The sequence below is a fragment of the Larkinella arboricola genome (assembly GCF_003259745.1).
GTDB classification, from domain to species: Bacteria; Bacteroidota; Bacteroidia; order Cytophagales; family Spirosomataceae; genus Larkinella; species Larkinella arboricola.
The window spans coordinates 184,426-199,463 of record NZ_QLMC01000004.1 but is presented as its reverse complement, the minus strand read 5'-3'; the positions used below and the strand labels follow the sequence as shown (position 1 = coordinate 199,463).

General features: G+C 54.3%; 6 protein-coding genes. All 6 read left to right on the top strand.

Annotated elements, in window-relative coordinates:
• Window positions 1-90: 90 nt before the first annotated feature.
• The 6 genes from LX87_RS16550 (at window position 91) to LX87_RS16525 (ending at window position 15,037) form a co-directional block, all read left to right on the top strand.
• Complete coding sequence (locus LX87_RS16550; RefSeq protein WP_111629383.1) at window positions 91-1,326, top strand: M16 family metallopeptidase; 1,236 nt, start codon at window positions 91-93, stop codon at window positions 1,324-1,326.
• Window positions 1,327-1,341: 15 nt separating this feature from the next.
• On the top strand, window positions 1,342-1,818 hold the full coding sequence (gene ispF / locus LX87_RS16545) for a 2-C-methyl-D-erythritol 2,4-cyclodiphosphate synthase (RefSeq protein WP_111629382.1): 477 nt from the start codon (window positions 1,342-1,344) through the stop codon (window positions 1,816-1,818).
• Between the two features lie 45 nt (window positions 1,819-1,863).
• Window positions 1,864-3,015: an amidohydrolase family protein gene (locus tag LX87_RS16540; RefSeq protein WP_111629381.1), complete on the top strand. Its 1,152-nt coding sequence runs from the start codon at window positions 1,864-1,866 to the stop codon at window positions 3,013-3,015.
• An 18-nt stretch (window positions 3,016-3,033) separates the two neighbouring features.
• Entirely contained in the window at window positions 3,034-4,131 is a 1,098-nt protein-coding gene (locus LX87_RS16535) for a dipeptide epimerase (RefSeq protein WP_111629380.1), read from the top strand.
• A gap of 91 nt (window positions 4,132-4,222) precedes the next feature.
• On the top strand, window positions 4,223-10,921 hold the full coding sequence (locus tag LX87_RS16530; protein ID WP_111629379.1) for a polyketide synthase: 6,699 nt from the start codon (window positions 4,223-4,225) through the stop codon (window positions 10,919-10,921).
• Between the two features lie 6 nt (window positions 10,922-10,927).
• Entirely contained in the window at window positions 10,928-15,037 is a 4,110-nt protein-coding gene (locus LX87_RS16525; protein ID WP_111629378.1) for a non-ribosomal peptide synthetase, read from the top strand.
• Window position 15,038: the final 1 nt, after the last annotated feature.

The window sequence follows — 15,038 nt, the reverse complement described above, 5'->3', positions numbered from 1 at the left end:
CGGAATGTTCTTTTTTGAAGAGAAGGATTTGCCGCGTATTTTTGTTTGTTCTCAAAACGCCTAACGACACCCCCGGCGAAAAAGTTTGCTATGATTCAATATGAGCACTTTGTTCTGGATAACGGCCTGAAGGTCTATGTTCACGAAGATCCGACCAGCCCGATGGCCACGGTCAATATTTTGTACAATGTCGGGTCGCGCGACGAAGATGCGAATAAAACCGGTTTTGCTCATTTGTTCGAACACCTGATGTTCGGCGGCTCCAAAAACATTCCGGTCTACGACGAACCATTGCAGAAAGTAGGGGGCGAGAACAATGCGTTTACCTCACCCGATATTACCAATTACTACATCACACTCCCATCCGCCAACCTCGAAACGGCGTTCTGGCTCGAATCCGACCGGATGCTGAGTCTTTCGTTCGACCCGGCGGTGCTGGACGTGCAGCAAAAGGTGGTGATTGAGGAGTTTAAACAACGGTATCTCAACCAGCCCTACGGCGATGTGTGGCTGAAACTCCGTCCGCTGGCCTACAAAGTACACCCGTACCAGTGGGCTACCATCGGCAAGGACATCAGCCACATCGAAAATGCCACCCTCGACGACGTAAAGGAGTTTTTCTATACGCATTATGTACCCAACAACGCTACGCTGGTGGTCGCCGGAAACGTTACGGTGGAGCAGGTAAAGCAGCTATGCAGGAAGTGGTTTGCGCCCATTCCGATGGGAAAAACACCGGTTCGTACGTTACCGCAGGAGCCGGTTCAGACCGAATCGCGCTTTCTGGAAACCGTGGCCGACGTGCCGCTGAACGCCCTGTATAAGGTGTATCATATGCCGGGCCGTTTTTCCGACGACTATTACCGGGCCGACCTGCTCAGTGATGTCTTAGGACGCGGAAAATCGTCGCGCCTGTACCAGAAGCTGTTGAAAGAACAGGCCCTTTTTACCAATGTTTCGGCACACGCCACCGGATCGCTGGACCCCGGTTTGCTCGTCATCAGCGGATCGCTGAACCAGGGCGTTTCGCTGGAAGAAGCCGATGCGGCCATCGAAGCGGTTGTTGATGAGATCATCAGCCAGACGATGCCGGAGGAGGAGTTGGCCAAGGTAAAAAATCAGGCCGAAGCAACGCTGGTTTTCTCCGAAGTCGAACTGCTGAACCGGGCCATGAATCTGGCGTATGCCGCCAACGCGGGCAATGCTGATTGGGTGAATCAGGAAGCCGAACGGATTCAGGCCGTCACGCCGGACCAGATTCAGGCAACTGCCCAAAACCTCCTTCGGAAAGAAAACCGTTCCACCTTATATTATCGAGCCGCGTAGGCCGGGCCGCTTACTATGAAAATTCGCGTTGGACAGGGATACGACGTTCATCAGTTGGTCGAAGGCCGGGATTTCTGGCTTGGCGGTATTTTAATTCCGCATACACACGGCGCACAGGGCCATTCGGATGCCGATGTGATTTGCCACGTGATCTGCGACGCGTTGCTGGGAGCCGCCAATCTGCGCAACATCGGCTACCATTTTTCCGATAAGGACCCACGCTGGAAGGGCGTTGACAGCAAGGTACTGCTGGCCGAGGTGATGCGCATGATTCGGGAGAAAGGTTACGAAGTTTCGAACGTTGACGTAACGGTGGTGTTGCAGGAGCCTAAACTCAACCCACACATTCCGGCCATGAAGACCTGTTTATCGGGCGTGATGAACGTACCGGAAGACGATATTTCGATTAAAGCTACCACCTCCGAACACATGGGGTTTGTCGGCCGAAAAGAAGGTATTGCGGCTTTTTGCGTCGCCCTGATTTATTCCTGACTCGCCCTGGCGAATGGTTTTAGTACACGTTTTTCCTGATCTCATATGATAGCATCGCTCCGAAACCTCCGCTTTTACACTGCGCTTTCCGCCCTGACCCTGACGCTGGCTACGGCCCACGCCCAACCCAAAGTAGCGACGCCCAGCGGCCCGATTGATTTTGAAGAATACGAACCGGTTTCGACGCTCAAGACCCCGGAACACAAACTGACCCGCGCCAAATACCCGTTCATCGACGTTCACAACCACCAGTATCAGATGGATGCGACCGATCTGCGGACTCTGGTGTCGCAAATGGATAGCCTGAATATGGGCATCATGATCAACCTGAGCGGGCGCGGTTTTACCTCGGATGTGGCCGAAAGCACCAATTTTCTGAACAAAACCCTGGCTAACATTCAGAAAACAAACCCAAAACGGCTGGCTATTTTCACCAACATCAACTTCGCCAGTCTGGGCGAACCGGGCTGGACCGAAAAAGCGGTAAAAATGCTGGAAGAAGATGTTAAAAAGGGGGCAAAAGGGCTGAAAATTTATAAGAGTCTGGGCTTTAACGTGAAAGACAATCAGGGAAAACGTGTGCAGGTGGATGATCCGAGACTGGACCCAATCTGGGCCAAATGCGGTCAACTCGGGGTGCCGGTCCTGATTCACACCGCCGACCCGAAATCGTTCTGGGACCCGATGGACCGCTTCAACGAACGCTGGCTCGAACTGAAAACGCATCCCGGTCGTAAACGGTCCGATACCAACCCGGTTTCCTTTGAACAACTGATTGCCGAGCAGCACAACGTGTTTCGGAAACACCCGAAAACCACCTTCATTAACGCCCACATGGGCTGGTATCCGAACGACCTCGTTAAACTGGACAGTTTAATGAATGCCTTCCCGAATATGATGCTTGAGATTGGGGCCGTCATTGCCGAACTCGGTCGTCAGCCCCGGGCTGCCCGGAAATTCTTCGAGAAGCACCAGGACCGGATTCTGTTCGGTAAAGACAGCTGGGTTCCGTCGGAATACGCGACCTATTTCCGCGTGCTGGAAACGGACGACGAATATTTTCCCTACCACAAAAAGTACCACGCCTTCTGGCGGATGTACGGCATGGCCCTGCCGGATGAAGTGCTGAAAAAAGTGTACTACAAAAACGCCCTGCGGATTATTCCGGGTCTGGATAAGTCACAATTTCCGCAGTAACGCCCCCGGACCATTGCGATGAAAATCAATCAGATCGACGTTTTCAAGTACAACATTCCGCTCAAGGCGCCCATTGCCATTTCGCTGGGAACGATTGAAAACGCCCGCAATTTACTTATCCGCATTCATGCCGACGGGCTCACGGGCTGGGGCGAAGGCTCGCCGTTCTGGATGATTGTCGGCGAAACGCAGGAAACCGGTTTTGCTGCCGCACAGGATTTCGCCAAACTGCTGATCGGCCACAATGCGCTGGATCTGGAAGGAAACCTGAACCGGCTGGATGCGTACCTACCCAACCACCCAACCATCAAAAGTGCCTTTGACATGGCGCTTTACGACCTGGCCGCCCAGGCCGCCGGAATGCCGTTATACGCTTTTCTGGGCGGAAAGCAGAGGGCGCTAATCACCGACGAAACGATTTACATCAACACCCCCGAACGCATGGCCGCCGATGCCGTCCGGATTCAGGCGCAGGGCGGTGTGGCCATCAAGGTAAAACTGGGCACCAACCTGCGCGACGACATCCGGCGCGTGGAAGCCATTCGGGAAGCCGTTGGCGATACCATTCCGATCCGGACGGATGCCAATCAGGGCTGGAATTACCCGACAGCGGTGAACGTCCTGCAAACCATTCAGGGCTGGAACATCGAATACTGCGAACAACCGGTCAAACAGGGGGCCATCGCCGATCTGAAACGCCTTCGCGAAAAAACCACCGTGCCCATCATGGCCGATGAGTCGCTGTTCAGCCACCGCGACGCCCTCCGGCTGGCGCAGGAAGAAGCCGTTGATTACTTCAACATCAAACTTTCCAAAAGCGGGGGAATTTTCAACGCGCTGAAAATTAACGCCATTGCCGAAGCCGCCGGTATACCGTGCATGATTGGGTGCATGTCGGAATCCCGCCTGGCCATAACGGCCAAGGCTCACTTTGCTTCGGCCCGTCAGAATGTAACTTTTTTTGATCTGGACGCACCTTTTGAGCACGCTACCGACCCGGTGATTGGCGGAGCCGTTTATACCGGTTACCACATCGGATTATCAGACCAGCCCGGCCTGGGTGCTGAAGTTGACAGCCATTACCTGAAATCGCTGGAAAATTGGACAATTACTTAACCAGTAAATAAGTAGAATTCCTCTATTCTTACGAAAAAGTTGGTATTAAATTTGCACGGTTTAATTGTTCAGCGCGAAAACAATTAAATGCATGCAAACTTCTGATGATTCTAAGGTTTTTCAGAATGAACCTGTTTTTCTTTTAATTCATCAGGTATTTGAACAACAAGCATTAAGGACCCCGGAAGCACCTGCCATCATTGATTCGCAGCGGTCTATTTCGTTTGGTGAACTCCATCGCCGGTCTTCTCAAGTAGCGAATTCCCTACTCATTAAAGGCATACAGCCCGAGCAGTTCGTTGGGGTTTGCCTGGAGCGGTCGGCAGAAATGATAACGGCCGTTATGGCCATTCTGAAAGCGGGCGCGGCTTTCGTCCCCATCGACCCGGCCTATCCCGCCGAACGAATCAAGTACATCGCGACGGATACGGCCATGCCGTTGATTTTGTGCAGCAGCCAGTCCAGCCCGAAACTGGCGGATGCCTTAACAGATCGCTCCGCGACGGCTCTTATTGAGATCGATTACACCAACGAAACCAGTTACGCTTACGCCGAGGAAACTACCCCGATTCCGCTTTCGCCTTCAAATTTAGCCTACGTCATTTATACGTCCGGGTCAACCGGAAAGCCCAAAGGTGTTTTGATAGAACACCAATCAATCCGTAACTACGTTCAAAACAGTATCCAGCAATACGCTTCGTCTGCCCACCAGTCCGGCAGTTATTTTCACCTGCCGCTGACGTTTGATGCGTCGCTAACGGCTTTGTTTGTGCCCCTGCTGACCGGAAAGCCCATTGTGGTGAGTTCGTCCGGGCCACTCGATGTTTTTAACGACGAGCTTTTAGTCCAGCAGGCTCCGTTTGATTTTTTGAAACTGACGCCCGCCCAGCTTCTGCTGGTGGAGAGTTCCAATCATAAACAGGCCCCGCAAGTCTCCAAAACCTTCGTGGTGGGAGGTGAAGCACTGCATCCGCGGCATTTCCAGTTTCTGATTGATAATCAGATCGAAGCAGAGATCATTAACGAATACGGCCCTACGGAAGCAACGGTTGGCTGCATTTCGTACCGGTTTTCGACGCAGGACCGCATCCCGGTTTTTCCGAATGGCGTCTTGATTGGCAAACCGATGCCGAACGTCTGTATTTACCTGCTCGATTCGGCCATGAACCCGGTTCCGGTGGGTCAGGAAGGCGAGATTTATATTGGCGGGGTGCAGGTAGCCCGGGGATATCTCAACAACGAGAAACTAACCCGTGAACGATTTCTACCGGACCCTTTTTCAACGGATAAAAGTGCCCGGATGTACAAATCCGGTGATCTGGGTCGTCTGCATCCCGACGGCCATATTGAATACCTGGGCCGGATTGACGAACAGGTAAAAATTCAGGGATTCCGGATTGAACTGGGTGAAATTGAAAATGTGCTGATTCAATACCCGGGCATCAGCCAGTGTGCGGCCCATGTCGATGAAAGTGCGTTGTCTGAAAAACGGCTAGTGGCTTACTACGTCAGCAGCGGTAAGGCCGACAAAAGTAGCCTGTTTGCTTTTCTGAAAAGCCGGTTACCGGACTTTATGATTCCGGCTTTATTAATTGAAATCGACAGTATACCGCTTTCTCCCAACGGCAAAGTCGACCGCCGGTTACTGCCGAAGCCCGAAACCAACCGTTCAGCAATCGACAACCTGTTTGTGGCTCCGGTTACGTCCACAGAAAAGACCGTCGCTACGGTATGGGCCACCCTGCTCCAGCTTGATAAGGTGGGTCTGGACGACAATTTTTTCGAACTCGGCGGCACGTCCATTCTGAGCGTCAAATGCGTCAGCCTGCTTAAGCAGCAATTCAAACGCGACCTGTCCGTAACAAAAATTTACACCTACCCCACCGTCCGGGCGCTCTGCCGGTTTATGGACGGCGAACAAAATACAGTAGCACCAAATGCAAAAACCCGAATCGTAAACCGGCAACACCCGCAGGACGTTGCGGTAATCGGGATGGCGGGCCGTTTTCCGGGTGCTGATACCGTTGCTGAACTTTGGGATTTGCTAAAGCAGGGCCAGGAAACCACCCGGTTTTTCAGCGATTCCGAACTGGATGTTTCCATCCCGGACGCGGTTAAAACGGCCCCAAATTACGTAAAAGCCCGCGGTACGCTCCGTCACGCCGATCAGTTCGACCCGGCTTTTTTCGGCTTAAATCCGCGGCTGGCCGAAGCGATGGACCCGCAGCAGCGTATTTTTCTGGAAATTGCCTGGGAAGTGCTGGAACAGAACGGATATCTCCCTCAATATCACCAGGATAGCATTGGGGTCTTTGCCGGTTGCGGCAACAATACGTATTACCTGAACAATGTCCACGGCAATCAGCCGATTCACGATCAGCTTGGTAGTTTCCAAATCATGGCGGTGAACGAAAAGGACTATCTCGCTTCCCGAACCGCCTACCAGTTGAATGTAAAAGGACCGGCAGTCAGCGTGTATTCGGCCTGCTCCACCTCGCTGCTGGCCATTACGCTGGCGGTGGAAAGCATCCGGAACGGTCAGTGCGATCTGGCTCTGGCCGGTGGTGCGAGCGTGACGGCTCCCATCAACAGCGGGCATCTGTACGAAGAAGGTGCCATGCTCAGCCGCGATGGTCATTGCCGCTCGTTCGATGCCGACGCCAGTGGCACGGTTTTCAGCGACGGCGCGGGCGTTGTGTTACTGAAAAGTCTGGATGCCGCCCGGCAGGACGGCGACCGGATTTATGCCATCATCAAAGGAATTGGCGTCAATAACGACGGCGCGGGGAAAGGCAGCTTCACGGCCCCCAGTGCCGAAGGGCAGGCCGGAGCGATTGCCGCAGCCCTGGCCGACGCCCGCGTGGATTCCGCTACCATTCAGTATGTGGAAGCCCACGGAACCGCCACCCCGCTTGGCGACCCCATCGAAATTGAAGGGCTGACGATGGCGTTCGGCCCTGCGGTTCCCCCGCAATCCTGCGCTATCGGTTCCATCAAAAGCAATATGGGTCATTTGACGGCGGCTGCCGGAGTGGCCGGTTTTATCAAAACCGTTCTGGCCCTGCACCATCGCCAGATTCCGGCGTCCATCGGTTTTTCCAAACCCAACCCGCACATTGATTTTGCCAACAGTCCATTTTTTGTCAATACCCGCCTGACCGACTGGCCCTCGGACGGGCCGCGCCGGGCGGGTGTAAGTTCATTTGGCGTTGGCGGTACGAACGTGCACGTCGTTCTGGAAGAATTTGAGCAGCAAGAACCGGTTTCGTCACCGGGTCGGGCGTTTCAACTGCTGACCTGGTCGGCCAAAACCACTACCAGCCGGGAAGCCTACGCCCAGCAGCTGGCACCGTACCTCCGGCAAAACCCGGCTACCCGTCTGGCCGATCTGGCTTTTACGCTGCAAACCACCCGACCGGATTGGAGTCAGCGCCGTTTTATGGTTTTGCCTACTGACGCGGAATCTCCCGAAAACCGTCTTCTGGACGTGCCGGTTTCGTCGCAGGTGAAAACCGTTACGGAAAAACCGGCTGAGGTGGTTTTCCTTTTTCCGGGCCAGGGAGCGCAGTACCTCAACATGGGTCGTCAGTTATACGAAACCGAATCCGTGTTCCGGCAGGCGGTTGATACGTGTGCAGACTTGCTGAAACCGTATCTGCAAACCGATATTCGTTCCGTCATTTATGCTTCGAACGATGATGCAGAAGCGGAAGATCGTTTGAAAAATACACGATATACGCAACCCGCGCTTTTTGTTACGGAATACGCCCTGGCGCGGTTGTGGATGAGTTGGGGCATCGAACCCAGTATGTTCTGCGGGCACAGCATCGGCGAGTTTGTGGGCGCTCATCTGGCCGGAGTTTTCACGCTGGCCGACGCGCTGAAACTCATCGCCATTCGTGGCCAATTCGTTAGCGAACTACCGACGGGCGGTATGCTTTCGGTGCGGCTGGAAGCCGAAGCACTTCGGGAAATCTTACCGGCCAACTTATCCGTGGCCGCCATCAACAGCCCGAAACTCTGTGTGGTGGCCGGTTGCCATGAGGCCATTTCAGACTTTGCCAACCGGCTGAATGAAAAGGGGATTGCGAACCGGCTTCTGCTGACCAGCCACGCTTTCCACTCGGCGATGATGGACCCGATTGTCGCGCCATTCCGGGAAATTGTGGCCACGGTACCGCTAAACCGTCCCCGCAAACCCGTTGTATCGACCGTAACCGGAACCTGGCTCACCGACGCCCAGGCCACCGACCCCACGTATTGGGCCGACCACCTGCGGCAAACCGTCCGCTTTGCCGACGCTATGGGCGTGGTTCGGGAGCAGCCCAATCCGGTTTGTCTGGAAGTTGGTCCGGGCAACGTGCTGTCTACGCTGGCGCGGCAACATCCCCAGGCAGGAACCGACATCGTCGTTACCAGTCTCGGAACCAATCAACGTATTGAAACTGAAATCCAAACGCTTTTGCAGGCCCTGGGGCAGCTCTGGCTGGCAGGCCTGCAACCGGACTGGCAGGCATTTTATGCGGCCCAGGAGCGTCGGAAACTGACTTTACCAACCTATGCGTTCGACCGGAAACGCTGCTGGCTTGATCCACCGAAAGTTACCCCACCCGCTTTGCCATCTCCAGTGCCGATATCCGCTCCCGCCGTGGTGCAAACCTCGCCACCTCCACAAGAACGTATCATGAGAAAAACCACCTTACTGACGAAGGTTAAAGAGCTATTGGAAGACGCATCGGGTATCGAAATGGACGGTATTTCCCCCGATCAGACTTTTCTGGAAATGGGTTTCGACTCCCTCCTGCTGACGCAGGTAGCGGCTACCCTGAAAAAAGCGTTCGGCCTGCCCATTACCTTCCGGAAACTAAACGATGAATACGCGACCCTTGACCAGCTGGCGACCTATCTGGACCGGAATTTACCCTTTGAAGCGTTCCAGCCCGCGCCGGTAATGCCGCCCCCTGCCCCAACACCCACTGTAGCGCCCGTGGCCGTCACACAGCATACCACGCCTTCGGTTCCCGTGGGCAATGATTCGGCGCTGGGCCTGATTGCGCAGCAATTACAGATTCTCGCCAAACAGGTAGCGTTACTCCAGGGCGAGGGTCCGGCCCTTCCGGCGGCTCCTCCTGTACCCGTTGCTTCTGTTGCCCCAAACGGGCAAGCGGTTTCTACGGCAAAACCCGTTGCAGCCGAGTCGCCCGATCTGACCGCCGAAGAAGCCATTGAGATCAAAAAACCGTTTGGAGCCACTGCCCGGATCGACCGGAAAGTAACCGAGCTTACGGCGCGCCAACAGACTTTTTTACGAGAGCTTACGGCACGCTACAACCAGAAAACAGGCGGCAGTAAAGCCTACTCCCAGCAACACCGCGCCACCATGGCCGATCCGCGCGTGGTTTCGGGTTTCAAACCGCTGACGAAGGAAATTGTGTATCCGCTGGTTATGAACCAATCGAAAGGAAGCCGCTTGTGGGACATTGACGGCAATGAGTACATCGACGCCCTGAATGGTTTTGGCTCCAACCTGTTTGGCTATCAACCTGACTTTCTGAAGGAAACACTGCACGAACAGATTGAGAAAGGCTACGAAATTGGTCCACAGCATGAACTGGCCGGTGAAGTCTGCGATCTGATCTGTGAATTTACGGGACTCGACCGGGCGGCCCTGTGCAGCACCGGCTCCGAAGCCGTCCTGGGCGCGATACGGATTGCCCGCACCGTGACGGGCCGTTCGCTGATCGTGGCGTTTGCGGGCTCTTATCACGGTATTATGGACGAAGTCATTGTGCGGGGAACCCGGAAACTGAAATCTTTCCCGGCGGCTTCGGGTATCATGCTGGAAGCCGTGCAAAACATGCTGATTCTGGATTATGGCACTGACGAAAGCCTGCGAATCATTCGGGAACGGGCGCACAAACTGGCGGCTGTTCTGGTGGAACCGGTCCAGAGCCGTCGGCCCGAATTCCGGCCCGTCGAATTTCTGAAACAGGTGCGAACCATTACGGCTCAATCCGGAACCGCCCTGATTTTTGATGAGGTTATCAGCGGTTTCCGTATGCATCCGGGCGGGGCACAGGCGATGTTTGGTATCAAGGCTGACCTGGCTTCGTACGGAAAAGTAGTGGGGGGCGGATTGCCCATTGGCGTTATCGCCGGTAAAAAAGAATGGATGGACGCCCTCGACGGAGGTTTCTGGCAATACGGTGATGATTCGTTTCCCGAAACCGGCGTTACGTATTTTGCCGGCACGTTCGTACGACATCCGCTGGCGCTGGCAGCCGCCAAAGCGTCCCTGCAACACATGAAGGCGCTGGGGCCGGATTTACAGAAAGGACTAACCCGCAAAGCCGAACGAATTGCCCAGGCCCTGAATGCGGAACTGGAGCGGCAGCAGCTTCCGATTTTTGTCGCGCAGTTCGGGTCGCTCTGGAAACTGAAGTTTCAGGAAGAAATACCGTACAGCGAATTGCTGTTTACGCTCATGCGGGAGAATGGCATTCACATTCTGGACGGTTTTCCGTGTTTTATCACGGCGGCCCATACCGATCAGGAAATTGATCTGATTATTCAGGTTTGCATTGAAAGCATTAATCAACTGATCGAAGCCGGTTTTTTCAAAAGAAACCGCCCGTCAAGTCCGCTCAAAACTAGTTCATTACCGTATCTCTCGTCGGATGCGCCCCCGGTTCCCGGTGCGAAGTTAGGACGGGATCATGCTGGAAACCCGGGTTGGTTTATCGAAAATCCAGACCTGCCCGGTAAGTACATGCGCGTTCAAATAAATTAATCTGGCATGGTTGATCACGCGGTTTCCCTACCCTACACACCTGTTGATTTTGACCCCTTTGCGGGTCCGGAGCTTATCCATGTGGCACCCGCTACCGAGCCGCAGACGGAGATGTGGTCGGCCTGCCTGCTGGGTGGCGACGACGCAAACCGGGCTTATAATGAATCGACTTCTATCCGGTTTAAAGGCCCGCTGGACCGCATGGCGCTGGAGGCTGCGTTGCAGGCGTTGGTGCGGCATCACGAAGCATTGCGCTCGGCCTTCAGTGCCGACGGGCGGCAGATTCTGGTTTTCCGGGATTTTCCGATTGATCTCTTTTATGAAGACCTCTCCGGTCAATCGACTTCTGAGCGTGAAGATCGGGTGCGTAGTTACATCAAACAGGACATGCTGCACCGGTTCGATCTGGTCAACGGCCCGCTGTTGAAGGCTGGTTTACTCAAAGTAACCGACGACGAACATCACGTTGTGTTAACCGCCCATCACATCATCTGCGATGGCTGGTCGACCGGAACGCTGTTGCAGGATTTAGGGAAACTTTATTCGGCCAACGTCCGGCAGGGCTCCGCTGACCTGGCAGAGCCGCAGGCATTCAGCCAGTATGCCCTGGAGCAGCTTACCTTCCTCAACAGCACTGAATACCAACAGATTGAAAGCTACTGGCTCCATCAATACAAAGACGATATTCCGGTTCTGAATCTGCCTACGGATTTTCCGCGCCCGCCCCTGCGGACCTTCAAAAGCCAGCGCCGGGATTATACGCTCGACCCTGATCTGGTTGCGGGGGTAAAAAAGCTGGGTGTGCAGGCCGGTTGCAGCTTTGTTACCACCTTACTGGCCACATTTGAAGCGTTTCTGGGTCGGCTTACTGGTCAGGAATCCATCGCGCTGGGACTACCCGCAGCCGGACAGCCCGTGGCGGGTTATAATCGACTGGTGGGGAATTGCGTCAATCTGCTACCCATACGCAGCTACCCGAAAGCGGACCTTTTGTTTTTCGATTTCCTGAAACAGTGCCGGGAAACGGTTCTGGATGCCTACGACCATCAACAACTGACGTTTGGTAGCCTGCTCAAAAAACTCAAAATACCGCGCGATCCGTCCCGGATTCCGCTCGTGCCGGTGGTGTTCAACATCGACATGGGAGTAACCGAGGGTGTCAATTTCCACGGACTTACCTATCAGTTGTTCAGCAATCCGCGGGAGTTTGAAAGTTTTGAAATTTTCCTGAATGTTACCGATTCCAACCACGTTCTGACGCTGGAATGGTCGTACAACACGCAATTGTTCCGGCCCGATACCATCGACCGGATGATGGCCGACTTCGAGTCGGTGCTTAGAACGGTGGTAGCCAATCCGCACGTCCGGCTGGATGCCCTTCCACTTTCGGACGCCAACGGTATTCTGGAAAAACTAAATCAGTGGAATGCCACCCAAACCGCATATCCACACAATACGCCCCTGCATCACCTGATTGCAGAAGCCGCCCTTCGGTATGCCGACCGCACCGCCCTGTCGTTCAAAGGACAGACGCTGACATACAGAGCGTTAAATGAAACCGTCAACCGACTGGCGCATTACCTGATTGCACAGGGCATTCGGGTCGGCGACGTAGTGGGCATCGCCGTTGATCGGTCGCCGGAAATGCTCATGGCGCTGCTGGCGGTGATGAAAACCGGAGCGGTTTATGTTCCGACGGACCCGGATTATCCGCAGGAGCGCGTTCAATTTATGCTGACCGATGCGGCTGCGAAACGGCTTATCCTGTCGGAAAAATACCAGAACCGGCTTGGCACCCTCACCCCCGAGTTGTCCATCGAACAGGCGCTGATCGATTCGGCCCTGTTTCCGGTGGAAGAACCCGCTGTAGCCGTTTCGGGAACCGACCGGGTGTATATTCTTTATACGTCTGGATCGACCGGAAAGCCGAAGGGTGTTCAGATTGAGCACCACAGTCTGGTAAATTTTCTGCTCAGTATGCAGAAAGTCCCCGGCATTCAGCCCGGAGATAAACTGTTGGGCGTCACCACCATTTCGTTCGACATCTCTGCGCTGGAGTTGTACCTGCCCCTGATCAGCGGGGCCGAACTGGTGCTGACGGATGCCGAATCGAGCAAAGATGGCCGGATTTTACGGGACCTGATTCGCTCGGAAGGGATAACGATCATGCAGGCCACGCCCTCAACCTGGCGCATGATGCTCGCGGTGGGCTGGCACGATATGCCGCCGTTAAAAATCCTGTGCGGGGGTGAAGCCCTTCCGAAAGACCTGGCGAATCAACTGACTGAGGCCGGCAATGAACTGTGGAATATGTACGGACCGACCGAAACCACCATCTGGTCGAGCCTGAAGCAAATCCGCTCCGGAGATGATTTGATTTCCATTGGACGCCCCATTGCCAACACGACCATTTATATCCTGGACGAAAACCGGCGTCCGCAGCCCGCAGGGGTTGCCGGTGAAATTTATATCGGTGGCGATGGCGTAGCCAGAGGGTACCTGAACCGGCCCGAACTGACCGCCGAACGATTTGTTCAAAACCCGTTCAAGCCGGGAGAAAAAGACATTCTGTACCGAACGGGTGATCTGGGGCAATTCACGGAGGATGGCGAAATTGTTTGTCTGGGCCGGATTGATCAACAGGTTAAAATCCGGGGCTACCGAATCGAATTAGGAGAAATAGAGCATACGCTTGCCACGCTCGACGAGGTTCAGGAAGCCGTTGTGATGGCCCGGGAAGACCGCCCCGGCGATCCGCGTCTGGTGGCGTATGTGGTTCCGAAAATCCAGTTGTCGGAGCAAAACCGGAATGCCGTTCGTAGCGAGCCAATCAGCGATCAGGAAGATCGTCGGCAGGACGTGAGCGACTGGCAGAAGCCTTCACAAGACCGGATTCGGCAGTGGAAACAGGTGTTAAAAATCGTATTACCCGACTACATGGTGCCGTCGGAGTTTGTGCTGCTACCCACCCTTCCGCTCACCCCCAACGGAAAAATAGACCGGAAAGCCCTTCCAAAGCCCGTATCGCCAGGCAACCGGAATCCGGAAGTACCCAAGGCGTTGTCCGACGAAGAAAAACGGTTGCTGCGCATCTGGCAGATGGTACTCGGACTTGAAACGATCAGCGTGACCGACGATTTCTTTGCGCTGGGCGGGCACTCGCTCATTGCCATTCAGGTAATGACTCAACTGGAAAAAGAAACCGGGAAACGGCTGCCGCTGGCTACGCTTTTTGAGTATCCGACCATCCAGAAACTGGCGGGTTTGCTGCATAAAGACCAGAAAGTCTGGAAGTCAATCATTCCCATGAAACCGACGGGACGCAAAATACCGTTGTATGTCGTTCACGGCTATGATCTGAATCTGCTTTACTTTAAAAATCTGATTATTCATCTCGACGACGATCAGCCCGTATACGGTTTGCAGATGCTGGACGCGGACGGCAAGGCCGAACCCATGAAAACGCTGGAAGATACGGCGGCTTCCTACATCAGCGAAATCATCGAGCAAAACCCCAACGGCCCGTACGCCATCGCCGGTTATTCTTCGGGTGGTTATATTGCCCTTGAAATGGCCCGGCAATTGAAGGCAATGGGCAAAGAAGTAAAGCTGGCGGGCGTGTTCGACACCAACGCCGACGCCTATTGGGAACAACAGTACGTATCGCAACAGCCTGTACTACAACAAATCGCCAGAAAGATCCTGCGTCAGGGGCCGAAGTTGATCTGGTTTACCCGGTCGTTGCTGAACAAACCGGTTGATACGTTAGCCTACCAGAAATACTACATCAAAAGAAAGTATACCGAATTTCTGGTCACTCTGGGGTTGGCCCAACAACCAAAACCGGAAGGTTTAACGGACGATATGTTACCGGTCATTCAGAAGAATGAAGAAGTCTTTCAGCGGTACATCATGAAGCCATACGATGGCGTTATTGATTTATTTCTGGCCAAGGAACGCCCTTACTACGTCAACGACTTTACGTATCTGGGATGGCGCCGGTTTGCGCCGGTAGTACGCGTCCACGACGTTCCGGGTGATCACCGCGAAATGCTCTACCCGCCTTATGCCCGAGAATTTGCCCACATTATTCAACGTGCCCTAGACAACAGTTAAT

Bases quoted from the DNA above. Each gene is read 5' to 3' on its own strand.
- LX87_RS16550 (WP_111629383.1), top strand. From the start codon at position 91: ATGATTCAATATGAGCACTTTGTTCTGGATAACGGCCTGAAGGTCTAT.
- ispF (WP_111629382.1), top strand. From the start codon at position 1,342: ATGAAAATTCGCGTTGGACAGGGATACGACGTTCATCAGTTGGTCGAA.
- LX87_RS16540 (WP_111629381.1), top strand. From the start codon at position 1,864: ATGATAGCATCGCTCCGAAACCTCCGCTTTTACACTGCGCTTTCCGCC.
- LX87_RS16535 (WP_111629380.1), top strand. From the start codon at position 3,034: ATGAAAATCAATCAGATCGACGTTTTCAAGTACAACATTCCGCTCAAG.
- LX87_RS16530 (WP_111629379.1), top strand. From the start codon at position 4,223: ATGCAAACTTCTGATGATTCTAAGGTTTTTCAGAATGAACCTGTTTTT.
- LX87_RS16525 (WP_111629378.1), top strand. From the start codon at position 10,928: ATGGTTGATCACGCGGTTTCCCTACCCTACACACCTGTTGATTTTGAC.